Below are 25,288 nucleotides of genomic sequence, written 5' to 3' on the forward strand. Positions count from 1 at the left end.
GTGGTGAAGCGGCCTACCGCGCACTAACTTTACCCTTGGACCACCGCGTGGGGGCCGATCAATCCTGGGCAGGCCTGATGCCCTAGACAGATGGAGCAGGCATCCCCTTCAGGACGGCTTCATGGAGAAGGCGGAGCCAATGGATCGCCTCCCGGGCTTTGGCTTCGGCAATTTCAGCCCGCCGCTCCGCGTCAGCCACCGAGCTCTTGCTGGCGTTACTGGCATCGACGATCGCCTCGATGTTCGCGAGCGTGATCGACCAGTCGAACTCGTCGGTCTCCGCCTTCGGCGTGGGCTCAGACCTACGGGACAACGTATCCGTAAAGTTCTCAGGAATCAGACGATTCAGATCGTCGCTCGAGTGGGGGAACGAAGTGCTGAAGATGTTCCGAATCCGCTCCGCTTCCTGATCGAGCGAATCCACGAGGACGGGTTTCTCGGCTGCTTCCATCACGTATGCACCCCAGTCCAGGATAGTCTAGTCTGACCTTAAAGAAGACTCATCTTGTAAAAATTGGATTAAAAGCAGCGCGATGGTCACGTTCGGGCGGCTGCGTTGTGAATTGCGGGCATATTTCAAGATGGCGGGATGACCGCGCAAACACGCAGGACCGCACGCATCGGATCTGCCAAGGGGGGGGCGCCAGATCCGTCTGGCAGGCCTGCATTCCCTGGCGCAGTCGGCATGAATACGCCGGCGGATGGGGTTACCGCGGTAGCTGGGTTCAGTGGTGACTGCGCTGGTCCCAGAGCAGGTTGCTGATCCGCGATGCACTGCACCAACACAAGAGAGAGGGCCCGTACCGGATTCGACGGGATGGATCTCCGCGCTACCTGCGGTTTCCGGCAGCTATGCTGCGGCGAGAACGAAATCGACGCCCTGCGCGACGATGACTGGGCTGTAGGCGTGGGGGCCGTCGTACTCGACTGCCATGACCGGGTATCCGGCCTCCCGCAACCGGGCGACATGAACCCGCGCGCTGCGATCGATCGGAATCTGCTCGTCGCGGATTCCATGGGAAAGGAAGATCCGTGGAACGCCCGATTGCAGGTGAACGGACAGGAAGCCGGCCGAGGAGACGAGGAGATGGGTGACCACATGCCCGTTGGCTAGGCCGAGGGAGAGCGTGTAGCTGCCACCATCCGAGTGGCCCGCGAAAATCAGATGCGTCGGATCGAGTAGGTAACGGGTGCTCACCTCGGCCAAAGCCTCGTCGACACGCTCGCGGTCGGGTCCATGGCCGCCAATGACGAGATCCCAAGTCGGGAACATTGATTGGGGTGCCAACAGTAGGAAGCCCCGCGCTTGGGCATGGGCCTCCAGCATCGGCAGGATCTTCTCTGCGCTGCCGCCACCACCATGGAACAGGACCACGAGAGGTGTTGGCCGGCGTGGATCGACGCTTTCGGGTACCACGAGGATCGCGTCCCGCTCGGCGAACAGCCCGAGACAATGGCGACCGGGGGGAAGAGGCTCCTTGGTGGGGAGCCGGTGCGCGAAGGCGAGCCGGCCGGCGAGGCGGGGATCGATCATGCGGGAACCCTGGGTTTCGGAAGCAGTCGGAGGGGAGGCGTCAGTCAACCGGCCATGTCCGCCTGGAGGGGCTTGATCTTCAGTTGATCGATCAGCCAGCGCCATCCGCCATCGGCCTGGCGCCGTGCGGTTTCAGCCGAGATCGTCCCGTTGGGCAGTCGCGCGAAGGTCATGGCGTGATCGCCGTTCCGGATCGCCGGGAGGGTCTCGGCGACCGGAAAATCAGACTTGCGCGCCAAGAGGTCGGCATAGAATTGCCGGATCTCGCCGTGTCCGGTGGCCACGACCTTCCCGGCCGCCAGCACCGCATCGGGCTCGTAGAGGGCAACGAGGCCGTCCACGTCGCCTGCATTGGCGCGTTCGTTGAAGAGGCGGGCGAGGTCTTCCGGCTCGTGGGCGATCGGCGGGTTCTGGCCGGAGACTTTCGGTGATGTCGTCATGGCGACTCCTTCCTGGAAAAGCATAAGGCTCAGGTGAGCAGCGTGCCGGCACTGTCCCGGACAGAGACGACGACGGGGATGCCGGCCTGCACGCTTTCGGAAACCGTGCAGAAGCGCTGGAACTGCTCCAGCACCCGGTCGATGCGGGGTACGGAGTCGGCGGTCGCCCCGAGGCTGATCGCGACCGCGATGCCGGCGATGCGCAGACGGTTCTCGACGTTGCGGGTGACCTCGCAGTGCGCCTCGGCCCGGATGCTGCCGGCCTCTTGCTTATACTTACCGAGCGCGAAGACGAGGCTGGCGCACAGGCAGTTCGTCACCGAAGAGACGAGGAGCTGTTCGGGGAACGGGCCTTCGCCGCTGCCGATGGGAATGGCCTCATCGACCATCAGGTGGGGCAGGATTCCACCGAAATCGATCGCGAACTTGTAGCCCTCGATCTGCGTGATCGTGATGCTCGGGCCTGGACCCATGGCGGCTCTCCCCTGCCGATTCTCGTTGCCTGCAGCGTGCCGGCGTCATCCGAGAACGCTGTCACCAAGGCCCAAGCTCCCTGGGGCAATTGACGTCAGCTCCGCGAGTTGACACCTTATCTACGTTGGCATACCAAATACCAACGATCAGAACAGCGAAAAATACCAAGTCCTTCCGACGCCATCGAACGGCTTCAAGTCTGAGGGACAAAGAGGGGAGTGTTCCATGCCGATGGATGACCATCGTCTCGCCCCAGGTTCGAGCCCGCCCGGTCGATAAACCGGGCGACGGAGACGATATCCGCAGCACGGACAGGGAGATGAGGGTCAGCGCATGACGAGCCCGATCGATTTTGCTGTCCTGGTGGCAGCAGCCGGCGATGCCGTTGTGGTGTCGGACACGAGCGGTGCGATCACCGTGTGGAATCCCGCCGCGACGCGGATCTTCGGGTACGCGGCGGAGGAGGCGGTCGGTCAGTCTCTCGATCTCATCACCCCGGAGCGTCAGCGCCGGCGCCACTGGGAGGGCTATGCCAAGACCATGAAGACGGGCGTCACCAAGTACGGTGCCGACGTCCTGCGAGTCCCAGCCATCCATAAGGATGGCCACACGCTCTCCATCGCCTTCACGGTCGGGCTGATCCACGGCCTCGACAACGCCGTTACGGGTATCGCCGCGATCATCCGCGATGAAACCCAGCGCTGGAACGACGAGCGTGAACTACGCCGCCGCTTGGCGGCCCTCGAATCCCGCGTCGCCTGAGGGCGAGGCGCGACAGACCGCCGGGATCACCCACCACGGGTTTCCGGCCAATCCAGAACCCGGATCGACCGGGCAAGCCGCGAACTTCGACAATCGTCTGAGCCAACAGGGAGAACGCCACGATGAGCAAGCCGCTCGAGGGTATCAAGATCATCGATTTCACCCACGTCCAGGCTGGTCCGGCCTGTACCCAGCTGCTGGCCTGGTTCGGCGCCGACGTGATCAAGGTGGAGCGCCCTGGGGCCGGCGACGTGACGCGCACGCAGCTTCGCCACGTCGAGGATGCCGACGCGCTCTACTTCACCATGCTCAACTCCAACAAGCGTTCCCTGACGCTCGACACCAAGACTCCCGAGGGCAAGGAAGTCCTCGAGAACCTGATCAAGCAATCCGATGTCATGGTCGAAAACTTCGGCCCTGGCGCCCTCGACCGCATGGGCTTCTCTTGGTCCCGCATCCAGGAGCTCAATCCCGGCATGATCCTGGCGTCGGTGAAGGGCTTCTCGGATGGCCACCACTACGAGGACTTGAAGGTCTACGAGAACGTGGCGCAGTGTGCGGGCGGCGCGGCCTCCACCACAGGCTTCTGGGACGGTCCGCCTACTGTGAGCGCCGCGGCTCTCGGTGATTCGAACACCGGCATGCACCTCGCGATCGGCATTCTCACAGCGCTTCACCAGAAGAACAAGACCGGCAAGGGCCAGAAGGTCGCCGTCTCGATGCAGGACTCGGTGCTCAATCTTTGCCGCGTCAAGCTGCGCGACCAGCAGCGTCTCGATGCCCTCGGCTACCTGGAGGAATACCCGCAGTACCCCCACGGCGAGTTCTCGGATGTGGTGCCGCGCGGCGGCAACGCGGGTGGCGGTGGACAGCCAGGCTGGGTGCTGAAGTGCAAGGGCTGGGAGACCGATCCGAACGCCTACATCTACTTCACGATCCAGGGTCATGCCTGGGCCCCGATCTGTAAGGCGATCGGCAGGGATGAGTGGATCGACGATCCGGCCTACAACACCGCTCGCGCCCGCCAGGACAAGATCATGGACATCTTTGGCACGATCGAGGCTTGGCTCGCCGACAAGACGAAGTTCGAGGCCGTCGATATCCTGCGCAAGTTCGACATCCCGTGCTCACCGGTGCTGTCGATGAAGGAGATCGCCAACGATCCGTCGCTGCGCGCCAGCGGCACCGTTGTCGAGGTGCCGCACCCGAAGCTCGGCTCGTACCTGACCGTCGGCAGCCCGATCAAGTTCTCCGACATGCAGGTCGAGGTGAAGGCCTCTCCGCTGCTCGGCGAGCACACCGACGAAGTCTTGCTCGATCTCGGCTACACCCAGCAGCAGATCGAGCAGTTGCACCAGGCCCGCGCCGTCTGAGGCGGCGTCTGAAACGGAGATGCCAGCGGCCTGTTCTCGGACAGGCCGCTGAATCAAGTAAGACGGCGCGCCGTGAGGCGCGCCGTTTCCGTTTTCTGGTACCGGAGCGAGGCTCGCCCATACGGCTTGTCCGTCATCGGCCCGGACGACCGCGGCATCGAAATCCTGGCACGGGGCCGCAGTGACGGGTTAGATGCCGGAGCGAGACGCATCTTGCGCGAGGGACGTCCCGAGGCGCCGCAGGTCGGCGAGCGGCGAGGATCATCCGGTGAATCGGCCCCACTGGCGCCATGTAGGCCCGGCCGAACGCATTGAGGACCACAACCGACGAGGTGATCGTGAGACGGCGACCAGCTGTCGCGAAGCAGATCATGACGTCGAGATGCCGGCCCCGCGTGGTCAGGACGAGCATGTCCGGCGTACTCTGTTCCACCAAGAAGAAATCCAGTTTGTCCCCCGCGCAGACATGGGTCCGCCGCTCCCTGGAAAAGCCGCCGATGGCCTTGACGCCGAAGCGGATTGCGATCGCATCCCTCACGCGAAAGGCGAGGGTCATCAGCGATCGCGGCTTCGAAGCGATAGCGTTCCAGGCATCGAGCGGGCTGACAGCCGTCGGGAGGATTACGGACTGCGTGTCGTTATAGTCGAGCTCTTCGCGCGGGCGCAGAAGTCGGACCGGTGGAGCCTCAGCCAAGCTTTCTCTCCCACCTGGGCGGTGGCCGAAGTCTGACATGACCGATGCGGAGATCAGGATGGGACGATGGGTGTGGCGGGAAATGCGGCATACACCGCCGACCGTATTGTCACCGCGCGCGCGACCTACACCCTGAGGGATGCAGGCTTGTCTTGCTGCCCCGCGAGGTGGGATGACATGGCGAAGCGGTCCTTTGGATCGTCCATCGTCGTGGTGCCGTCAATCCCGTTCGCTGCGAGCGCATCGTAGGGCAGCCAGCCGCTGAAGGGCTCCAGGGCGTTCGGCTCGGCCGGGCGGTACCAGCGCCAGACCTGACGCGTCGCGCTCGGGGAGTACCAGCGGCCGGGGAGGCCTTCCGCAAGAATCGGACCTAGGGTCAGGTGGTTGAGCCAAATCCGGTTGACGGTCTGCGGGGCCGTCTGCATCGGGCGCCAGGTCAGCGGCATCGGAGATCTCCTGCGAGACGATCGGGTGGGCTGAAACGGGCGCGGGGGCCAGGACTTGGCGTCCGGCCCCCGCGGCTCTTTCTTCGGCGCTTCAGTTGGGCTGTCAGGCCGCGACGATGCGGGGGGCTGGCTTAGTCTCGTCGGAGACAGCGAGCGCCTGCGCCACCACGCGCTTACGCCAGGGCTTCAGTACCGCGATGGCGAGGAGCGAGGCGAGGATGTTGGCGCCGGCGGCGACCAGGAAGACGCCGTCCCAGCTGTTGGTCGCCTGCTGCAGATAGTTCGCTACCGGAACCAGGAGCGCGGCGGTGCCTTTCGCGGTGTAGAGCAGGCCCGCATTGGTCGCAGCGAACTTCGTACCGAAGGTATCTGTGCAGGTCGAGGGGAAGAGGGAGTAGATCTCGCCCCAGGCGAAGAACACGAAGCCGGAGAGCAGCACGAACCACAGGGGGTCATGGCCCCAGAGGTAGAGCATGTAGATGCCGAAGCCTTCCATGGCGAAGGCGACGAACATGGTATTCTCGCGACCAATCTTATCCGAGACCCAGCCGAAGAACGGGCGGGTCAAGCCATTAAGTACGCGGTCGATGGTGGCTGCGAAGGTGATGGCGACCATGGTGATGCCCATAATCGTGACCGGCACCTTGTCGACGCCGATATCGGCAGCGATGGGCTTGAGGTTGGCGGTGATCATCAAGCCGCCTGCGCCCACGATAACGAACATGAAGTACATCAGCCAAAAGATCGGCTGCCGAGCGACTTCACCGGGGGTGTAGTTGCGCCGGGTCTGGATGACGTTGGTGTTCGCGACGGCCTCCGGAACTTGCCCCTTCTTCGGCGAGGTGAAAAAGAAAGCCAACACAGCGACCACGAGGCCCTGGCCGATGCCGAAGTTGAAGAACGCCGCCTGGAAGCCATGATCGGCGATCATCCACTGGATCGGCGCGACGGTGAGGGCTGAGCCGGCACCGAACCCTGCGGCGATGATGCCGGCGGCGAGACCACGCTTGTCCGGGAACCACTTCAGGGCGCTGCCGACACAGGTGCCATAGACCGCGCCCGCGCCGATGCCGGCGACGACTTGGCCAAGATAGAACATGTTCAGGGTGCTGGCATAGGAGTTGATCACCCAGCCGATCCCGCAAAGGAGACCACCGAATAGGACCACGACCCGTGGGCCGTACTTGTCGACGAACCAGCCTTCGACCGGAACGAGCCAAGTCTCAAACAACACGAACAGGGTGAATGCCCATTGGATCGCGGCGCGATCAAACCCGAATTTTTTTTGAATGTCGGGGACGAAGAATGTCCAGCCGTATTGCAGATTGGCGATCATCACCATGCAGATGACGCCGATGACGAGCTGACCCCATCGATAACTGTCGGATACGTGCTCGGTTGTGGTTTCCACCCTCGACATGGCTTTTCCTCCGGTAGGCTCTTGATGAAACGAGATACGCGATCGGCTCTTCGTCCGATGCTGAGCGTAGGGGCCGTTGACCGCCGGACTTATCGCCGGCTTGGTATGTGGAATACCAGCCTCTCTCTCTGCGAACCAATCGTCAAGAGTTGGTTGCCGAGAAATCGATCCCGCACTGCAGCGTGGCGGCCAAATGCTGGTAGTTTCGCTCCATCCGCGAGATCGCTCTTAGTGTTTCCAGGCGGTCGATCTGCTTGCTTTGCACGGGCACCAGCGATCTGAGCGCAGACGATATTTGAATCCCGGCGATACCTCAGCGTGTCGTCTCGTCGAAACGCAAGAATCCTTATTCGACGATACCCAGATGCCGGATAAGCTTATGTGCAGAGGAAGTTACCTCGCCGCCTAATGCGCGATAGTGCCGGTCGAAGCACATACTGGCGGCGCATCCGCACGTGAGCACTGTGTGATGTCCCAATCGTTTTAGTTGCGGTCCTGCACTGGGGACGGGTGCGCGATGACGCAGTGCAGCAAGCAGATAGGCGAAAACTGTTGTTTGCCATCCAGGCGGGGAAGATTCTTCAAAGCCGGTTCGCGAGTTTGAAACGACAAAGCAGCAGATCTGTCTCTCATTTCGGCATGATATTTCGCCCCACTCATTGACAGAAAATATTTTGTATACCAGGCTCGCGAGTGGAAAATGCCATAAGATTAGAGGAGCGGTGCCATGAGCGCGCGCCAGAAGCTTGGCAGTGAAGCCTCCCGCGTGCGCTATATTCGTATGGATCGGTCTGTGCGGGAAGCAATTCGGCTTCTAGCCGCTCCAGACGTTGATGCGCTAATTGTCGTTGACGGCCCATGCGACGACACTGGTTCATTTATCGGAATACTGAGCGATCGTGAGATCTTTCGCGTAATGGCCAGTGAGGGCCTGGAGACGCTCGACAGCTTGGTTTGGATGCTGACTACGCCGGAGTTCGTCTCCGCCGACGTTCGGACGCCGCTCGCCGATCGGTTGCAACTGTTTTGCGCGCATAAAACCAACCATATCGCGATCATGAATGGAATGTGCCTTCATTCGATTCAGAGCATCTGGGATTGTGTTGTAGATGCGTCACACGCTTCGACTGTATAATCGCAGCGTCCGAGGTGGGGTCGGACCCGATCCCCTTGGTGATGTTCATGAATTACACAGATTGATACAAAATCGTGCGATGCAAAAGCAGTTGGATTGATCGCAGATCCTTCAACAATGCACAGAACTTGACGCTTGATGCGTTTAAATACACATTTTTAAGCTCGCTCGACGACGGGTAGGGCAAGGCTGGCGTTTGCATGCCGGCGCGCATCACCGCTCGGCGCCTCTGCAATCTGCCATCGTCGGTGGTGAAGAAGATAAAGGAGTGATCCCCATGCGTTTCCTGGCAATCCTTGACTGCCCGGTAATCTTCAGCGGCGAGAACAGCTACGGGATGACCAGTATCGACATGTGTCCCTCGACTGGTATCACGAACGGCCTGATCAGTCGCCACGTCAAGGTGATTGACGGTCGCCTGATCGCTGTCTGCATTTGGACAGGCGAGGTACTCTGTCGCGAGTATTTCGATGCGGCGTGGTACCAGAAAGCTGGGGAGCTTTGGGGAGAAGAGTATCAGCTTCGCCTGGAGGTCATTGAGGAACCGCAGGCCGTTTGAGCACCCGCGGTGGATTGGGGTCTGGGCTCGAATCTCGTGCGTTCGGACCATCACAGAATGCAAAGTCTACTGGCATGACCATCCATGCCTTGGCGAGTCCGGCAAGCGACGGCGCCGATCCGGACTGTTACGGGCCCTGGAGCCCGGGTATCGAGTCGAGCCTTCCGCGCGCGCTCCTGCCCTTAGCTACCGTTTTCCGCGAGGAAAACGTCGAGACCTCCCTCAACGATGCCTATGAGTTGAGCGATGTCAGTGGTCTGCCATTGACATCGCTTGTCTGCTTCCGGCCTGAGCGACTGGTGGTCCACGAAGTTTTGATCCGCGTCATGGCTGATCTTTCCGTTCCGGTCGGCCAGACGTACGGCGATCTCGGGGTAAATTTTCGTGCCATCGTCTCTGCCATCCTGAACGAGGGTATTGCCGAACATGGCAGAGAGATCGCCGCGCGACATGCGGAGATCCGGGTCGCAGCCGCGGAACTTCTCGATGGCCAGATCGACAAAATATTGGGCGAGTACCTTCACACCGCCGAGGGGTGGCCACCGCGCGGTGCTCTCTGGCGTCGTTTCTGGCCTCACCGCACCGGACGGAAAAGCTCAAAACCTTCCGGCTCTGCTTGCGTTGGCCGGGACCCTATACATCAGGTCTGGCATCACCTTGACGCCTGGCATGCGCGGGTCGCCGCGGCAGAGGATGCTCTCGCCGTGGCGGCCTGCGCCGCGCTGCGTTGCGTCGTCGAGAGTCTGATCGGTCGACGTGGCTTTCTCATCCGTGACCCGTCACTGCTCGGAAGGCTTGCCGTCACGCTCGTGTCGAACGGCTATGGTAGTCTTGCCCTCGGCGCGCTGATCGAGCCCTGGATGCAGGCAGTGGTGGCGAAGCGCGGTTACGTGCGCCTTAAGCCGCAGGACACTCCTGTCATCCTGAACGTGAAGGGCTCGTCCGCCTCAGGCAAGAGTACCATCCGTCCCTATCAGCGCGCTCTGGTCGAGACCCTGGAATTGAATTGGTCCGACTTCGCCCTCATCACGCCTGATGTCTGGCGTAAGTTCCTGTTGGATTACGACAGTCTCGGGTCAGCGCGGCGCTATGCCGGGCCGTTGACAGGACACGAGGTCGAGATCATTGACCGCAAGCTCGATGGCTACATGGCGCGGAAAGCTGAGGCTGGCCGGATCTCCCATCTCGTCATCGACCGCTTCCGCTTTGACAGTTTTGCAGTCAATCCCGGTACCGAACTTGGGAGCCAGCTCCTCACGCGCTTCGGGCGCCAAGTCTACATGCAGTTCATGATCACGCCGCCGGATGCCACTGTCGAGCGGGCTTGGAAACGTGGCGAACAGTTCGGTCGCTACAAGGCGGTGGAAGACCTACTGGCGCACAATGTCGAAGCTTACACAGGCATGCCACGGTTGTTTTTTACCTGGGTGTTGCGGCCGGACAAGGAGGTGCATTTCGAGTTCCTGGACAACGGTGTACCCGAGGGTTGCCTTCCGCGGACCGTCGCTTTTGGTGCGAATGGCGTAATGAACATTCTTGACGTCCAGGTCTTGCTCGACATCGATCGGTATCAGGCCATCAATATTCAGGCCCGCAATCCCGAGGCGGTCTATCGCGGCGTTCCACCCCGGGATGCGCCAGGAGAGATGCGTTTCCTGCGCGATTGCCTGCGCCGGATGACCACCATTCGCTTTGCCGATCACGCCACAGGCCGCGTCCTCGCGCGCCTCGACAGCGGGTGCCTTACCAGTCTCGTGCCGACGTTGGCTGAAGCCGACCCGGTCGTTCACCGAGTCCTGACAGGCCTTGGGGTCATCAGGCAAGCGGAAGCAAATGCAGGATCCAGTGAAGCTCTGCAGGTGAGTGGAGCGTGCACCCTCGGAGCCTGGGGCGAGAAAACAACGCTGAGGCGTTTGACCTGAGAGCAGATACGATAGTGCGGATTGAGCGAAAGATCTTTGACCACCACTGTGAATTTGCGATGCAACAGGAAATGTTGCGCCACTATATGTTTTCGAAACACCGTCCGTGCTCGCATCCTTTCTTGTCACGATCCTCAACCATATGGCTCTGCAGGTTGGACGCGTGATCAAGATCGCTGACTGGATGCCACAAGACAGAAGTTCCGTCGAAAGAAACAACGAAGTCGTCGTCGGAAACAGAAGCGGTGTTTTGCTGTTTGCGGTTGAGACGGATAAATGATCCTTCTAAAGGGAAGCGCGGCGTCGAGGGATCGAGGCCGCGCAAGTTGGGAGAAGAGAGGTCGAGTTGAGGAGACTACCTATTCGGCGGCGATCCTCTGGACGACGCCGATGGCCCCGGACTCGGCAATCTCAAAACGTTCGGCTTCAGAGTATCCGAGGACCTCGGTCAAAATCTCTTCGGTGTGCTCGCCCAACAGCGGAGATCGCGTGATCTCGGTATTGCTGGCCGAGAGTCGGATGGGGTTGCCCACAGTGAGGTACTTGCCACGGGTGGGGTGATCGACCTCTACGACCGTACCGGATCTACGCAGGGACTCGTCCTCCGCGATCTCCTTCATGGAAAGGATCGGCCCGCATGGCACATGCAGCGCATTGAGGATCTCCATCGCCTCGAACTTGGTCTTCGACATCGTCCAGGATTCGATGCGGGTGAAGATCTCGTTCAGGTGGGGCAGGCGGGCCTTCGGTGTGGCGTAGTCGGGATGCGTCGCCCAGGCGGGTTCGCCGATGACGTCGCAGATCTGCGGCCAGACCGCTCCCTGCGTGATGAAGTAGATGTAGGCGTTCGGGTCGGTTTCCCAGCCCTTGCACTTGAGGATGCGGCCGGGCTGGCCGCCCCCGGAATCGTTGCCGGCGCGCGGCACTGAATCGCCGAACGGAATGCCTTCGCCGAACTGGCTGTATTCCGGCAGGGGGCCGCGCTCCAGGCGCTGCTGATCGCGCAGCTTCACCCGGCAGAGGTTGAGCACCCCGTCCTGCATCGCGCAGTCGACCCGCTGGCCGAGGCCGGTCTGGGTCCGGTGATAGAGGGCGGTGACGATGCCGAGCGCAAGGTGGAGGCCGGTGCCGGAATCGCCGATCTGCGCGCCGGTCACCATCGGGATGTCGGTGCGGAATCCCGTGGTCGAGGCGGCGCCCCCGACGCATTGCGCCACGTTCTCGTAGACCTTGCAGTTCTCGTAGGCGCCGGGGCCGAACCCCTTCACCGAGGCGAGGATCATGCGCGGATTGGCGGCGTGGATCGCCTCCCAGGTCAGGCCCATCCGAGCGAGGGCCCCGGGCGCGAAGTTCTCGACCAGGACATCGCACGCATCGATCAGGCGCCACAGCACCTCGATGCCCTTCGGGTTCTTGGTGTCGAGGGTGATCGAGCGTTTGTTGTGGTTCAGCATCGTAAAATACAGGCTGTCCACATCGGGAATGTCCTGCAACTGCTGGCGCGTGGCATCGCCCACGCCCGGCCGCTCGACCTTGATCACGTCGGCGCCGAACCAGGCCAGGAGCTGCGTGCAGGTCGGGCCCGACTGCACATGGGTGAAGTCGAGGATCTTGACGCCTTCGAGGGCTTTCATGGCACGGGCTCACCTTCACGGGAGACGACGGCGCGGGCCGAGGAGGGGCCTACGTCCGGTGGAGGTCTCCCTCCCGCGGTCCGTCGCCGGCCCCTCCGGGCCTGGAGCGTGCGTCGCAGCCTGCCGAGAGGCTGCGCGCTCGTTTGGCTCTCCGGGGATGCCGTCGATCCCCGGAGATTGCGAACCCCTTCGGCTCAGGCGGTCTTCTTGCGGACCACCGTGCTCGTCGGGTTGAGGCTGCCGATGTTGCCGCTCTCCGTGCCGGCGCTGGGGTCGATCACCGCGTTGATCAGGGTGGGCTTGCCCGAGTCCATCGCGGCGTTGACCGCCTGGGAGAGCTCGTCCGGGGTCGTGACGTGGACGCCGACGCCGCCGAAGGCCTCCATCATCTTGTCGTAACGCGAGTCCTTCACGAACACCGTGGTGCCGGGATCGCGGCCGGTGGGATCGGTGTCGGTGCCGCGATAGATGCCGTTGTTGTTGAAGACCACGATGCAGACCGGCAGGTCGTACCGGCAGATCGTCTCGACTTCCATGCCGGAGAAGCCGAAGGCGCTGTCGCCTTCCACCGCGAGGACCGGCTTGCCGGTCTCGACGGCGGCGGCGACGGCGAAGCCCATGCCGATGCCCATGATGCCCCAGGTGCCGACATCGAGGCGCTTGCGCGGCTGGTACATGTCGATGATGCCGCGGGCGAGGTCGAGGGTGTTGGCGCCCTCGTTGACGAGGATCGCGTCGGGCCGCTCCTTGATGATGGTCCGGAGTGCGCCGAGCGCCCCGTGGAAGTCCATCGGAGCCGAATTCTTCTTCAGCTTCGAGGCCATCTTCGCGAGGTTCTCCTCCTTCTTGGTCCGGATCGCATCGGTCCAGGCCGCCGGGGGCGCCTGCCAGGTCTGGCCCATTCCGTCGAGGAGGGCGGAGACGCAGGAACCGATGTCGCCGACCACCGGGGCGACGATCTCGACGTTCGAGTCCATCTCCTTCGGCTCGATGTCGATCTGGATGAACTTCTTCGAGCCCGGGGCGCCCCAGGTCTTGCCCTTGCCGTGCGAGAGCAGCCAGTTCAGGCGTGCGCCGACCAGCAGGACGACGTCGGCCTCCTTGAGCACCAGGGAGCGGGCCGCGCCGGCGGACTGGGCATGGGTATCGGGCAGGAGGCCCTTGGCCATGCTCATCGGCACGTAGGGAATGCCGCTGCGCTCGACGAGGTTGCGGATCTCCTCGTCGGCCTGGGCATAGGCCGCGCCTTTGCCGAGGACGATGAGGGGACGCTTGGCGGACTTGAGCACGTCGAGGGCCCGGGCGATGGCGCTCGGGGCCGGCAATTGCGCGGGCGCCGCATCGATCACCTTCACCAGGGACTTGGCGCCGGCCTCGGCGTCCATCACCTGGCTGAACAGCTTGGCGGGCAGATCGAGGTAGACGCCGCCCGGGCGGCCTGAGACGGCGGCGCGGATGGCGCGGGCGACCGCGATGCCGATGTCGGCGGCGTGGAGCACGCGGAAGGCGGCCTTGCACAGGGGCTTGGCGATGGCGAGTTGGTCCATCTCCTCGTAGTCGCCCTGCTGCAGGTCAACGATCTCGCGCTCGGAGGAGCCCGAGATCAGGATCATCGGGAAGCAATTCGTGGTCGCGTTGGCCAGGGCCGTCAGGCCGTTGAGGAAGCCGGGCGCCGAGACGGTGAGGCAGATGCCGGGCTTCTTGGTCAGGAAGCCCGCGATGGCCGCGGCGTTGCCGGCGTGCTGCTCGTGGCGGAAGGAGATGACGCGCATGCCGGCGGCCTGCGCGAGGCGGCCGAGATCGGTGATCGGAATGCCGGGCACGCCGTAGATGTTCGTGATGCCGTTGAGCTTCAGCGCGTCGATGACGAGGTGGAAGCCGTCGATCTGCTCGCCCGCATGATCGGACGTGACGCCGACGCCGGTGGCGACGTCGTGGACGGCCTGCGTGGATTCGGAGCCAGCGGTTCTATCCATGGTGTTTCCTCCAGTTGGGGCGCTTCTTGTTGGATGGCGCGCCATTCTTGGTCGTGGTCGGGCGTAGGGGCCGGGTGTCCGACTTGGTCTCGAGCTTGGTTTCGATCCGGAACGCCCCGGATGCGTGGCCGGGGCGTCGATGTCTGCTTCAGGATCCGCCGGGCGTGTTCCGCGACAGCTCAGGCCGCACCGGGGCGCATTCGACGAAAGCCGGGTTCAAACAGTCTTCGTGGATCCGATCACTTGACGCTTGACGTGCGTTGCGCGCCGAGCGGACCTGAGGATTGTGTTGATTGCAGTGCTGCTAGTCCCGACCACCCGGTTGCCAGTTCAAGAATGGTGGCATACCAAATACCAAGTGTCAAACCGGATGTGGCGCGGGCCGGCCCGTGCGGGTTCGTCGTCCCCGAGGCATGACGGGTGCGGTAGACGCCGTACCGGACGGGCGGCGCTGCGGGTACAGCTCGGCCGGCCGTCGTCACAGCTTGGTGAGTCGACGCAGCTATGTTGTTGTAGCAGGGGGGATATTCAAATCTTGTCCCGGTTCAATCGCCAAGGTTTCCTTGTGTTCCGGGAGCGGGTTCGGCATGTTCCAGACCAAATTGACGTCGCGTCAGCGTCCTAGCGATCGCTCCAGGTGTAAGCATGGTTGAGTCCACGACCTTTCAGATCAAGCCGCTGGCCGCGACGTCGAGCTTGCGTGCGCTTGCCTACGATGCGCTGAAGGAAGCCATCACCAACATGAACATCTACAGCCAGCGCGACGAGGTCCGGCTCGACGAGCGCAAGCTGTCTCAGGATCTCGGCGTCAGCCGCACCCCGGTCCGCGAAGCCCTCACGGTCCTGGAGCAGGAGGGATTCGTCCGGTTCGAAGCACGTCGTGGTGTCTTCGTGATCAAGAAGTCGAAGAAGGAGATCGTGGCGATGATCCAGGCTTGGTCGGCCCTGGAGAGCATGGCTGCCCGGCTCGCTTGTGAGCACGCCACCGACGAGCAACTTGGCTGCCTGCGTATTCATTTCCCCGAATTCTACGAGGGGCGCCCGACCGATCACATGGACGAGTACTCGGATGCGAACATCCGGTTCCATCAGAAGATCATTTCACTCGGCGGCTGCGAGGTGATCAAAGACATCACCAGCAACCTGCTGATGCATGTTCGCGGAATCCGGAACACGGCCCTGCGCCAGGGCGACCGGGCGGCGAACTCAATCAAGGAGCATGTCGAGATCATTCAGGCCCTGGAAGCACGGGATGCGGAGCGCGCCGAACGTCTCGTGCGCGAGCACGGCCTGGGCCTCGCCCGCCACGTCGAGAAGTACGGAGACTACCTCGACTGAATGCGTCGGGACGGTGGTCCCGCGGACGGCGGTTCCTCAGTAGCTCGGGACCAGCCGTTCCTCCGGCAGCGGCGCTTCCATGTGGAAGCGCAGTCCGCTCTCTGCATAGTCGATGGTTACGGCGGCGTTGCACTGCTGTGCCAGAACCCGCTGAAGCAGAGTCGAGCCGAAGCCCTTGCGCTGCGGTGGTGTCACCACCGGCCCTCCTGACTCCGTCCAGTCGAGGGTCAGGCGCCGTCCGGCCTCACCCGCCACGACATCCCATCTGACAAAGATCCGGCCACCCGGTTCGGAGAGGGCTCCGTGCTTGGCCGCGTTCGTGGTCAGTTCATGGAACGCCATCCCGGTCGGGACGGCGAGGTCGGCCGCCAACTCGATCATCGGTCCCTGGAGGCGGATGCGCTGACTCTTGGCGTCATTGTAAGGGCTCAGCTCGTTCTCAAGCAGCTCGTGCAGTGGGGCCGTCTGCCAATAATCCTCCGTGAGGAGTGTGTGGGTCTTGCCCAGGGAGACGATCCGGTTGGAGAACGATTGGTAGAACGTCTCGACATCGTGGGTGGACCGCGCGGTCGCGCCGAGCAGGCCCTGTACCGTGGCGAGGGTGTTCTTCACACGATGATGAAGCTCTCGAATCAGCAGGGCTTGGCGCTCATGAGTCTTCTGGCGCTCGTCCAGATGGGCCGCTACCTCCCACTGCCGGCGCCGGGCGCGCAGGGCCGAACGCACTGCGTTGGCGAGTACCGCCGGATGGAACGGCCGCTCCAGCAAGGTCACGTTGCCGAGCAGGCCGTTCAAGCGTTCGTCGGGTGAGGCGCCGCGATGACTAAGCAGGATAAAGGGAAAGTCGGACCAGGGGGGCTGGCGCTCCGACCATTCGGCGATCGCCCGTCGGTCTGAGCGCAGGAGCGCCTCTTCGGTGATCACCGCGCAGGCCGCGACATCGAGGTCTGCCACAAGGTCCGCCAAGTTCGCCTTGATCCGTGAATCGATGCCGACCTCAGCCAGAATCGCTGCAGCGATGCGCGCGTCTCGTCCGCTCGGCGCCAGGATCAGCGCGATGGGATCAGGCTGCGCCATGGGAGCCGGTTTGACTGTCGGTGATCTGTGCCGACGCAACGGGCCGGTCATCAAGAAGATCGGCGTGCTTCCCCTCGAAGGTTGGCACGCCGGTGAGCACGCCGCGGAAATCCTTGAGCACGGCCCCCACCCGGAGCCCCTGCGAATCGATTCTGAACTCTCGGATGGTATTCTCGTGCGGGCCGGTGCGCTTCTTCAGCACTGAGAGGGCGCGGCGTACGTGGCCGCCCGCCTCAAAGAAGCGGAGCATCACCACCGTGTCGCTGACATAAGTGAGATCGACCGGCGCCTCCATCCGTCCCACCATCCCGTGCTGGGCCAGCACTAGGATCGTCACCACGCCCTGCTGGTTCAGGTAGGTCGTCATCTCGTGCATCTGCAGCACCAGGTGCGGCTGCCCGCTCATGGCGCTCATGTAGCCCGTGAGGCTGTCGATCACTACGACGCGCGCCCCATCGGTCTCGACCGCATCGCGGATCCGCCCGGCGAAATCGCCCGCCGAGATATCGGCCGGGTCCATCTGTTCGATCCGCAGGCGTCCGGATTGGATGTGGGGGCCGATCGCGAAGCCGATTCCCGTAGCCCGCCGCTGGAGGATGCCGGAGGTCTCGTCGAAGCTGATGATCAGCCCATGTTCGCCGCGATCGAGGGCGGCCATCAGGTAACCGAGCGCCAGGGTCGACTTGCCGGCGCCCGAAGGGCCGATGATGAGGTTCGTGGTACCCCGGTCCAGGCCGCCGCCGAGGACCGCGTCCAGCTCAGGAACCCCGCAGGCGACCGTCCCAGGCTCGAACTCGGCATGGTGATCGGCGGCCACGAGGCGAGGGAAGATCCGAACCCCACCCCGCTTCAGCACGAAGTCGTGGTAGCCACTCTCGTAGGGGGTGCCGCGCATCTTGATGATGTGGAGCCGGCGGCGCGCAGCGCCGTAGGTCGGCGTCACTTGTTCCAGGCGCAGGACCGCGTGGCTGATCGAGTGCAGGTTGAGGTCGTCATCCTCGGAGCTCAGATCGTCGAGCATCAGCACGGTGGCGTTGTTGAGCAGGAAATAGCTCTTAAGCGCCAACACCTGCCGCCGGTAGCGCAGGGAGCCCTGCGACAGCAAGCGGATCTCCGACAGGCTGTCGAACACCACCCGGACCGGGTTCACGCGCTCGATCTCGGCCAGCGCCATCCGGACCGTTTCGCCGAGTTCGAGGTCGGACGAGTGGATGAGGGTCTGCTGCTGCTCCGAATCCAGGCTGAGCTCCGGCGGCACCAATTCGTAGATCTCGACGCCGTCCAGGGACCAGCCATGGCGCTCGGCCACCGAGAGGAGTTCGCGCCGGCTCTCCGAAAGGGTGATATAGAGGCCCCGCTCGCCCCGATTTACACCGTCGAGGAGAAATTGCAGTCCGAGGGTGGTCTTGCCACTGCCCGGCCGCCCCTCGATGAGATGAGCCCGCTGGGCCGCATAGCCGCCGTGGAGAATCTCGTCGAGGCCTGGCACGCCGGTCGGGATCGGCGCGGCGTCGCCGGCGACGGGGGTCTGCATGGATGAATCCGCAACGTGAAAATCGGATCCACCATAGGTGGGGGACCCCTCGGCGTCGCCGGTATTTATGCCACACCGCCGGGGTATGCGCCTCGCCGAGCGCCCGCCGTGCCGGGCGAGTTCGGCCTCCGGTCATCGCCGCCGAAGGTTGCCCTTTGCAGAACTGCGGGGGCACCGTATCAGGGCCGGCCTTTGCCGCGCGGCCGCGAGATACTGCCCGCCTCGCATCTGTCCTTTCGAGCTGCCGGAGTGCGGAGCCCCGATGCGCGAACCGAACGCGGTGGATTTCTGGCGGGGGCTGGCCCTCGTCACGATCTTCGTGAATCACATTCCCGGCAACACTTTCGAGCGCTACACCTATTCGCAGTACAGCATCTCCGATGCGGCTGAGCTGTTCGTCTTCCTGGCCGGCTGGTCGATCGGAATCGCCACGCGCAATCGTGATGGGAGCCCCGAGCCGCGGCTGAAGACCGTACTGCGGCTGATGTCGCGCACCATCGAAGTCTACCGCGCTCAGATCACCACGATGGCCCTCGCCCTCGGCATGATTGCCGGCACGGCCCTGGTGCTCGATAACCCGTTGCTGCTCGAATGGCACAATGCTGGAGGCTTCTTCGCCGATCCGATCCAAACCATGATCGGCTTCGTGCTGTTGACGCACCAACTGGGCTTCTTCAACATCCTGCCGCTCTACGTCGTGCTCCTCGGCATCGCACCCGTCTTCGTGCTGATCGGGCGCGTGAGCCGGAGCGCTGCCCTCCTCTTGTCCTTCGCGCTCTATGCCTCAAGCCTGGTGTTCGAGTGGAACCTGCCGTCCTGGCCGGGGGAGGGCGATTGGTTCTTCGATCCGCTGTGCTGGCAGCTTCTCCTCGTTCTCGGCTTCATCATGCAGGACTGGAGTCGGACCTCCCCCTGGCTGAAGCGCTGGTCGCGTCGGCTCGTCCCGGTGGGAGTGGTCATCGTTCTCACCGGTATCGTCCTGTCGGTGCTCGATCTCAGGCCGGATCCGCTCCTCGTTCCCGATCCACGCCTCGTCTTCACCTTTGACAAGACCTACTTGTCCCCGGCGCGGGTGATCCACTTCCTCGGCGTGCTCCTCGCCTTCCAGACGCTCTACGGATTCCTCGCCCCGCGACTCGGATGGATCACGGCCTTCCTCGCCAGTCTGGGGCGAAATTCGCTGGCAGTCTTCTCTGTCGGCTCCCTGCTCAGCCTGGCCGCGCAACTCATACGGTTCTGGGCTGGCGGCGGTGTCGTTGTTGACGTTTTCGTCGTAGGGTCTGGCCTGTTCGCACTGGGTTTCACCGCATGGTTCGTCGAATGGCGCTCCCGAAAGCCGCGGGTCTCCTCGCCTTGAGCCTGGCCCTCCTCTGCCCCCTCGGCGGAGGCAGCGCCCGGGCGCAGGAGCCGGCGCCCCATCAAGAGCCCGCGAAGGTGGGAGGTCCGCCGCCGACCGTGGTGTCGCCTCCGAGCGTCGCCGCCGGTCAGGGGCCGGATGTAGAGGCCGTCGACGTGACCCTCTCGCCAGAATGCCGGGTGCCGGGCTCGAAGCTCTATACCCTGGCCCGCCTCGGCGCGGTGAAGGCGGCCCTCAAGGAAAAACGCCCGGTCCGCGTGCTCGCCATCGGCGCCTCGACGATGGGACTCGGGTCCTCCGCCACGTATCCGGTCAAGCTGGAGACCGCCCTCGAGCGCTCCCTACCGGATGTCGACGTGGTCGTGGAGAGCCGGGGCTTGCAAGGCGAGATCGCGTCGGGGGCAGGCGAGCGCCTGCGCAGCATGGTTGCGGAAGTGGAGCCCGACCTCGTCATCTGGCAGGTCGGCTCCCACGATGCCCTCGCCCGGGTCGATCTTGATGCCTTCGGCACGGCCCTCGACGAGACCGTGCAATGGATCAAGGGGCATGAGATCGACGTCGTACTGGTCAGCCCGGTCTACACCGCGAGTCTCGCCTCGGACGACTATTACACCAGCCTCGTGCGCAAGGTGCAGGAGGTCGCCCTGCGGGAAGGCGTGCCCCTGGTGCAGCGCTACGAAGCGATGCGCTACCTCGCTCGCCGCAACGACAAGGGCGAGGGACATCTCCTGGGCAGCCAGTTTCGACTGAACGATCTCGGTCTGCGCTGCATGGCCGAGCACGTCACCCGCGCGATCACCCTGTCGCTGCTCCAGCCGGATCCGGCCTCGACGGGCAGCGCCGGGCGACCCGCCCTGACGTTGGCGCCGCCGAAGGAATCCGCCGGGACCAAGCTACCCGCGACGGCGCCCGCCGGGCCCTGAACCAAAGCCTTAACCGCTCGGCTTAACCGCGCCGCAATGGCGTAGGCCCTACACCGGTGTCGATCGGGCGGGGGCCATTCGGTGAGCACAGCGACGGATAGGATCGGAGCCGCCGGCGCGTGGAGCGCGTTGACGCGTCTGCGCGGTGGTGCCGCCGGGGCGGCGATCCACGTCTTCGCGATCCGCATCGGCGCCGCCGGCTTCGCCTATGTCGGGCAGGTGCTGATGGCGCGCCTGATGGGCGGCACCGAGTACGGAATCTTCGCAGCGATCTGGGTCTGGATCGCGATCCTCGGTCATTCGGCCACCCTCGGCCTGTCGCAGGGCGCCTGCCGGTTCATTCCGGCGGATCAGGCCCGGGGCGACCTAGCTGCCGTCCGCGCCTACCTCGTCGGCGGCACGACCGTGACCCTCGCGAGCGCAATGGCCGTCGCCCTCGGGGGGCTTGCCCTGGTCTGGGTCGAGGGCTCCCTGCTGGAGGGGCCCTATGCCGCCCCGCTCCTCGTGGCGGCGTTGGTGCTGCCGCTCTTCGCGCTTCAGGATTACTGCGAGGGCGTGGCCCGCGGTCAGAACTGGGCCGTGCTCGCCATCGCGCCCCCGTACCTGCTGCGGCAGGGTCTGATCATGGCCGCCATGCTGGCGGCCGTGGGATTCGGCGCCCCGGCGGAGGCGCGCGTCGCCGTCCTGTGCACCCTCGTGGCGACCGGGATCGCGGTGTCGATCCAGGCGGCCCTGCTGCTGCGGCGCCTTCAGGCGATCCTGCCCACCGGACCGCGCCGCTATGCCTGGCGGCGCTGGTTCCGCGCCTGCTTGCCGATCGCGGGCAGCGACCTCGCCACGTCCGCTTCGAGCTTCATCGACGTCGTTGTGCTGAGCCTGCTCGCCCCACCGGCCACGGTGGGGCTGTACTTCGCCGCGACGCGGATCCAGCAATTCGTGGTCTTCGTCCATTTCGCCGCCACCGCCGCCACGGCGCAACGCTTCACCGCAGCCCATGCGGCCGGGGATCGGGGGCGGCTCGCCGATCTGATCGCCCTGCAGGCGCGTCTCACCCTCGCGGCCACCGCGCTCATCGGGATCGCCGTCCTCGCGGCCGCGCCCCTCCTGTTAGGCCTGTTCGGCTCCGAATTCCGGGACAGCCTGCCCATCCTCGCCGTCCTCGTTGCCGGGAGTGTCGCCGCCAGCGCCTTCGGTCCGGGTGAGGACCTGCTCAACATGCTCGGCGGAGAGCGCCTGGCCGCCGGCGTCGCCGTCGGCATCCTGGGTCTGGCCGGCGGCCTCTGCCTCATACTGGTCCCGGTGTTCGGGGTGATCGGCGCCGCCCTGGCGATGGCGCTCGCGACCGTGGTCCGAGCCGCCGCCATGGCCTGGGCGGCCCATGCGGTGCATGGCCTGGTCACGCCGGTCCGGATCGGTCTGTTCGGGAGACGGGGTCGATGAGTGCCGCTCACGCCCGGCGGGTTGCGCCGGCCTATACCCACGCGATCACGTCGCTCGCGTCTCTCGGGCGGGAGGCGGCGGCTTGGGACGACCTTTCGGTCCGGGCGGGGAGGGCGCATCCCTTCTTCGGTCGGCACGTGATGCAGGCCCATCTGGCGAGCGGCCTGGCGTCCCCGGACATGGGCGTCGTCGTCGTGCACGGGCCGGAGCGCCTGGAGGCGGTTCTGCCGTTTCGCCGCTCCTACGATATCTGCGGACTCGGACGATCCGTGCTGCTGCCGTTCGCGTCGCCCTTCATCACCGCGTCCGCGCCGCTGGTGGCAGAGGGCCCGGACAGGTCCGCGATCCTGGCGGCCCTGGTCGAGGGCCTTGCCGCCGCTTCCGGCGGACGGGCGTGGCGCTGGCCGCTGCTCTCGGTCGAGGCGGCACCGGGCCGCGACCTGATGGCCGCGATGGCGGAGGCCGGCTGGGATCTCGGCGAGGTGGCGCGGTTCGCCCGTCCAGTCCTCGACAGGCGCCCCGATCACGCCGCCTTCCTCGACGGGCATCCGCATCCCTCGCGGCTCAAGGATCTGCGTCGCCGGCAGCGCCGCCTCGCCGAGGGCGGTGTGGTGAGCCTTCAGACCGTGACGCAGGGACCAGCTCTCGCCCGGGCGGTGGAGGGTTTCCTCGACGTCGAGGCCGCCGGATGGAAGGGAGCCGCCGGCACCGCCATGGCCTGCCGCCCGGCGCATGCCGCCTTCGCCCGCGCGCTGTTCCGGGCCGAGGGAGGCCCCGTGGGCATCCGGGCCGACACCCTGAGCCGGGATGGGACGACCCTGGCCGTCAGCCTCGCCCTGGTGGCGGGCGGGACCGCCTACCTCTTGAAGACCGCCTATGACGAGACCGCCCGCGCCTTCGCGCCGGGCCTCGTCCTGGAGGCCGAGATCGTGCGGGCGCTGCATGCGGAGGGGTTCGCCGACCGCCTCGATTCCGCGACCCTGGCCGGTTCGGCCCTGGAGAGCCTCTACCGCGAGCGCGACACCGTCGCGGAGATCGTCGCCGTGCCGGAGAGGGCGCGCGGGCTGATCGGGCTGGAGCGGCGCCTCCGCCTCGCCCGCTTCGAGGAGACGGCCCGGGGCGAGGCGCGGCGGCTGCTTCGGCGCTGAGGGCGCGGGGCTCGGCGCAGAGCGGGGATTGTGACGTCCTGGCGAGTCCGTGCTACTGCGCCGCCTCGGCATGCCAGACAGGACCTACCATGCGCCGTCCCCTCTATGCCCTTACCGGAGCCTTGATCCTCGCCATGACTGCATCCGCATCCGCCGAGACCGTCACCACCCCCTCGGGCCTCCAGTACCGTGACGAGGTCGTGGGCACCGGCCCGGAGCCGAAGGCCGGCCAGAAGGTCAGCGTCCACTACACGGGCTGGCTCGACGACGGTGGCAAGCCGGGCAAGAAGTTCGATTCCTCGCGGGATCGCGGCACGCCCTTCACCTTCACCCTCGGCGCCGGGCAGGTCATCGCCGGCTGGGACACGGGCGTCGCCACGATGAAGGTCGGCGGCAAGCGCACGCTGATCATCCCGCCCGACCAGGGCTACGGCCCGCGCGGCGCCGGCGGCGTGATCCCGCCCAACGCGACCCTGATCTTCGACGTCGAGCTTCTCGGCGCCCGCTAGTATACCACGCCGGTCGCGTCGAGGTCGCGCGACCGGCGGCCCCGCGCCGCCTCAGGCGGCGGTGTCGGGCCGGGACTCCGGGTGCGCCTCGGGCGCGACCGGCCGGTAGACCAGGCCGACCTCGCCGGACAGGCGCGCGACGAAGGTGATGCCGGCGGCCTCCAGCGCGTTCCGGATGGCGGCGCGCGTCCGCGGCCGCAGCACGGCGCCCCCGCTCTCCTCGAATCGCTTGATGCTGGAGCCCGAGACCTCCGCGGCCGCCGCGAGGTCCGGGATCGACCAGTTGAGCATCGCCCGGGCGCTCCGGATCAGCGGCCCGGACATGTCGGCCAGCGCCAGGGCCGGGGGCTGGGTCATCATGCTTGCCGTGCTGGTCATGTCGATGACGAGGCCGATCCATTCCCGGACCGAGCGGTCGGGGTTGAGCACCGGGACGGCCCGGCTGCTGACCCAGCGGTAATGCCCGTCGGCGCGGCGCAGGCGGTAATTGGCTTCGTAGGGTTCGTGCCGGCGGAAGGCCGTCGCCCAGGCGCTGGCCGCGCGCTCCCGGTCCTCGGGATGGATCGCCGAGACCCAGCCGCCGGCATGCCACTCCTCCGGGGTCTGACCCGTCAGGGCGCACCAGCTCGGGGATGGTTGACGGACCCCGTCCGGGCTCATCAGCCAGACCACGGCCGCGATCGCCTGGACGAGGCCCTCGTAGCGCGCCTGATTGCGCAGGACCGATTGCGTGGTCTCGTGCCGGCTGGTGACGTCCAGGATCAGGCCGTCGGCCCGCACCGGACGGGCATCCGTCCCCAGCACCACGTTCCCCCTGAACTCGACCCAGCGCACGGTCCGATCCGGCCGAACGATCCGAAAGCCGCGATCGACCGGGATCCCGGTGCGCAGCGCGGCCGAGACCTCGTCGAAGATCGGGCTGTCCTCGGGATGGACCAGGGCGCGCAGCGCCTCCATCCGGGTGGTCTGCTGCGACAGGCCGGTGAGCCGCACGACGCCGTCCGACAGCGAGAGCACGCCCGAGCGGAGGTCGATGGACCAGAGCCCGATCTGGGCCAGCTCCTCGACCAGCCGGAGAATCTGGGCCAGCGAGGCGGGAACGGGCTGGCGCGGCTCCTCCCTCGGCACGGAAATTCCGGAACGGATCACACCCGCGGAAAACAAAGAATCATCTCTCATGACGATGTAAGGGCAGGCACGCGTTGCCCGAACCGGGCCGGATTATGAGACGCCATCGCTGCAAGTCCAGTTAAAAGCCTGGGCGCTACATTAAAATTCATTCACAATAGCTCTCAGATGCTTCCAATCCTAGGATGCGCTGCCGCGTCCAGGGGGGCGATCCCGGGGCGGAGCGCCGCCTCGGGGCGACGCGCCCCGCGCGGGCCAAAGGTCCCGCGCGGTCGGGAAACGCGTCTCGATCGCCCGGCGATCGGGGGATCTGATGGCCGCCGGACCCGTCTCCGATCGGCGCCGGCACGGTCGTGGGTCCTGCACCGGTTCTCGCCGGCACAAGGTCCGGCGTTTGCCCTCGACCGGCGTCGGAGACCCTGCGGCGGCTTCGGCGCACGGGCGGATGGCACCGCAGACGGACGC

At 65.0% G+C, this 25,288-nt stretch carries 23 protein-coding genes; 11 read left to right on the forward strand and 12 right to left on the reverse strand.

From position 1 onward, the window contains the following. Positions 1–82 precede the first annotated feature (82 nt). From ASF20_RS21625 to ASF20_RS21640, 4 genes are all read right to left on the reverse strand, one after another. The gene (locus ASF20_RS21625) at positions 83–451 is read right to left on the reverse strand and encodes a hypothetical protein (protein WP_056277890.1); all 369 of its coding nucleotides are present in this window, start codon (positions 449–451) and stop codon (positions 83–85) included. A gap of 399 nt (positions 452–850) precedes the next feature. After that, positions 851–1,534 carry a hypothetical protein gene (locus ASF20_RS21630; RefSeq protein WP_056217938.1) on the reverse strand — a complete coding sequence of 228 codons (684 nt, stop codon included), beginning with the start codon at positions 1,532–1,534 and terminating at the stop codon, positions 851–853. 44 nt (positions 1,535–1,578) lie between these two features. Then, positions 1,579–1,974, reverse strand: a complete 396-nt coding sequence (locus tag ASF20_RS21635) for a nuclear transport factor 2 family protein (protein ID WP_056217941.1) — start codon at positions 1,972–1,974, stop codon at positions 1,579–1,581. A 29-nt stretch (positions 1,975–2,003) separates the two neighbouring features. After that, the gene (locus ASF20_RS21640; protein ID WP_056277893.1) at positions 2,004–2,447 is read right to left on the reverse strand and encodes an OsmC family protein; all 444 of its coding nucleotides are present in this window, start codon (positions 2,445–2,447) and stop codon (positions 2,004–2,006) included. Positions 2,448–2,781: 334 nt separating this feature from the next. Between ASF20_RS21640 and ASF20_RS21645 the strand changes: the two genes are divergently transcribed. Further along, positions 2,782–3,210 carry a PAS sensor domain-containing protein gene (locus tag ASF20_RS21645; protein ID WP_056217947.1) on the forward strand — a complete coding sequence of 143 codons (429 nt, stop codon included), beginning with the start codon at positions 2,782–2,784 and terminating at the stop codon, positions 3,208–3,210. A gap of 122 nt (positions 3,211–3,332) precedes the next feature. After that, positions 3,333–4,583, forward strand: a complete 1,251-nt coding sequence (gene frc / locus ASF20_RS21650; protein WP_056277895.1) for a formyl-CoA transferase — start codon at positions 3,333–3,335, stop codon at positions 4,581–4,583. 133 nt (positions 4,584–4,716) lie between these two features. Here frc (ASF20_RS21650) and ASF20_RS23680 read toward each other — a convergent pair whose 3' ends face one another. The 3 genes from ASF20_RS23680 to oxlT form a co-directional block, all read right to left on the reverse strand. Next, positions 4,717–5,277 carry a DUF2867 domain-containing protein gene (locus ASF20_RS23680; RefSeq protein ID WP_244476520.1) on the reverse strand — a complete coding sequence of 187 codons (561 nt, stop codon included), beginning with the start codon at positions 5,275–5,277 and terminating at the stop codon, positions 4,717–4,719. A gap of 125 nt (positions 5,278–5,402) precedes the next feature. Further along, positions 5,403–5,723, reverse strand: coding sequence for a hypothetical protein (locus tag ASF20_RS21655; protein ID WP_056277898.1), 321 nt, complete (start codon positions 5,721–5,723; stop codon positions 5,403–5,405). 103 nt (positions 5,724–5,826) lie between these two features. Next, positions 5,827–7,143 (reverse strand): oxalate/formate MFS antiporter, encoded by a 1,317-nt coding sequence (oxlT, locus tag ASF20_RS21660; RefSeq protein WP_056277899.1) that lies wholly within the window; start codon positions 7,141–7,143, stop codon positions 5,827–5,829. Between the two features lie 727 nt (positions 7,144–7,870). Here oxlT and ASF20_RS21665 point away from each other — a divergent pair. The 3 genes from ASF20_RS21665 (at position 7,871) to ASF20_RS21675 (ending at position 10,759) form a co-directional block, all read left to right on the forward strand. Continuing rightward, entirely contained in the window at positions 7,871–8,278 is a 408-nt protein-coding gene (locus ASF20_RS21665) for a CBS domain-containing protein (protein ID WP_056216561.1), read from the forward strand. Between the two features lie 277 nt (positions 8,279–8,555). Beyond that, a complete protein-coding gene (locus ASF20_RS21670) occupies positions 8,556–8,837 on the forward strand; it encodes a hypothetical protein (protein ID WP_056216559.1) in 282 nt (93 codons plus the stop codon). Between the two features lie 74 nt (positions 8,838–8,911). After that, positions 8,912–10,759, forward strand: a complete 1,848-nt coding sequence (locus tag ASF20_RS21675; protein ID WP_082501517.1) for a hypothetical protein — start codon at positions 8,912–8,914, stop codon at positions 10,757–10,759. A gap of 359 nt (positions 10,760–11,118) precedes the next feature. Here the strand turns inward: ASF20_RS21675 and frc (ASF20_RS21680) are convergent, their stop codons facing one another. Together frc (ASF20_RS21680) and oxc are read right to left on the reverse strand one after the other, a co-directional pair. Continuing rightward, positions 11,119–12,393, reverse strand: coding sequence for a formyl-CoA transferase (gene frc, locus ASF20_RS21680; RefSeq protein ID WP_056277902.1), 1,275 nt, complete (start codon positions 12,391–12,393; stop codon positions 11,119–11,121). A 194-nt stretch (positions 12,394–12,587) separates the two neighbouring features. Continuing rightward, positions 12,588–14,369, reverse strand: a complete 1,782-nt coding sequence (oxc, locus tag ASF20_RS21685) for an oxalyl-CoA decarboxylase (RefSeq protein ID WP_056277907.1) — start codon at positions 14,367–14,369, stop codon at positions 12,588–12,590. A gap of 645 nt (positions 14,370–15,014) precedes the next feature. On the opposite strand from oxc, the gene ASF20_RS21690 reads away from it, so the two are divergent. Beyond that, positions 15,015–15,707: a GntR family transcriptional regulator gene (locus tag ASF20_RS21690; protein ID WP_056216554.1), complete on the forward strand. Its 693-nt coding sequence runs from the start codon at positions 15,015–15,017 to the stop codon at positions 15,705–15,707. A 36-nt stretch (positions 15,708–15,743) separates the two neighbouring features. On the opposite strand, the gene ASF20_RS21695 is transcribed toward ASF20_RS21690, so the two are convergent. Continuing rightward, a complete protein-coding gene (locus ASF20_RS21695) occupies positions 15,744–16,784 on the reverse strand; it encodes a sensor histidine kinase (RefSeq protein WP_056277910.1) in 1,041 nt (346 codons plus the stop codon). After that, entirely contained in the window at positions 16,771–18,318 is a 1,548-nt protein-coding gene (locus ASF20_RS21700; protein ID WP_056277913.1) for an ATPase domain-containing protein, read from the reverse strand. Before ASF20_RS21700 ends, ASF20_RS21695 begins: the two co-directional genes overlap by 14 nt. Before the next feature lie 262 nt (positions 18,319–18,580). Between ASF20_RS21700 and ASF20_RS21705 the strand changes: the two genes are divergently transcribed. The 5 genes from ASF20_RS21705 to ASF20_RS21725 all read left to right on the forward strand — a co-directional run bounded on the left by ASF20_RS21705 (position 18,581) and on the right by ASF20_RS21725 (position 23,695). Continuing rightward, entirely contained in the window at positions 18,581–19,675 is a 1,095-nt protein-coding gene (locus ASF20_RS21705; RefSeq protein WP_056277914.1) for an OpgC domain-containing protein, read from the forward strand. After that, positions 19,639–20,598 (forward strand): GDSL-type esterase/lipase family protein, encoded by a 960-nt coding sequence (locus ASF20_RS21710; RefSeq protein ID WP_056277916.1) that lies wholly within the window; start codon positions 19,639–19,641, stop codon positions 20,596–20,598. Before ASF20_RS21705 ends, ASF20_RS21710 begins: the two co-directional genes overlap by 37 nt. Positions 20,599–20,727: 129 nt before the next feature. Then, positions 20,728–22,038, forward strand: a complete 1,311-nt coding sequence (locus ASF20_RS21715) for an oligosaccharide flippase family protein (RefSeq protein WP_244476521.1) — start codon at positions 20,728–20,730, stop codon at positions 22,036–22,038. Continuing rightward, positions 22,035–23,186 (forward strand): GNAT family N-acetyltransferase, encoded by a 1,152-nt coding sequence (locus ASF20_RS21720; protein ID WP_056277921.1) that lies wholly within the window; start codon positions 22,035–22,037, stop codon positions 23,184–23,186. The genes ASF20_RS21715 and ASF20_RS21720 overlap by 4 nt, the downstream gene beginning before the upstream one ends. An 89-nt stretch (positions 23,187–23,275) precedes the next feature. Further along, complete coding sequence (locus ASF20_RS21725) at positions 23,276–23,695, forward strand: FKBP-type peptidyl-prolyl cis-trans isomerase (protein ID WP_056216539.1); 420 nt, start codon at positions 23,276–23,278, stop codon at positions 23,693–23,695. Positions 23,696–23,746: 51 nt separating this feature from the next. Here ASF20_RS21725 and ASF20_RS21730 read toward each other — a convergent pair whose 3' ends face one another. After that, positions 23,747–24,823, reverse strand: a complete 1,077-nt coding sequence (locus ASF20_RS21730) for a PAS domain-containing protein (protein WP_056216537.1) — start codon at positions 24,821–24,823, stop codon at positions 23,747–23,749. Positions 24,824–25,288: the final 465 nt, after the last annotated feature.

The sequence above is a fragment of the Methylobacterium sp. Leaf88 genome (genome assembly GCF_001422795.1).
GTDB lineage: Bacteria > Pseudomonadota > Alphaproteobacteria > Rhizobiales > Beijerinckiaceae > Methylobacterium.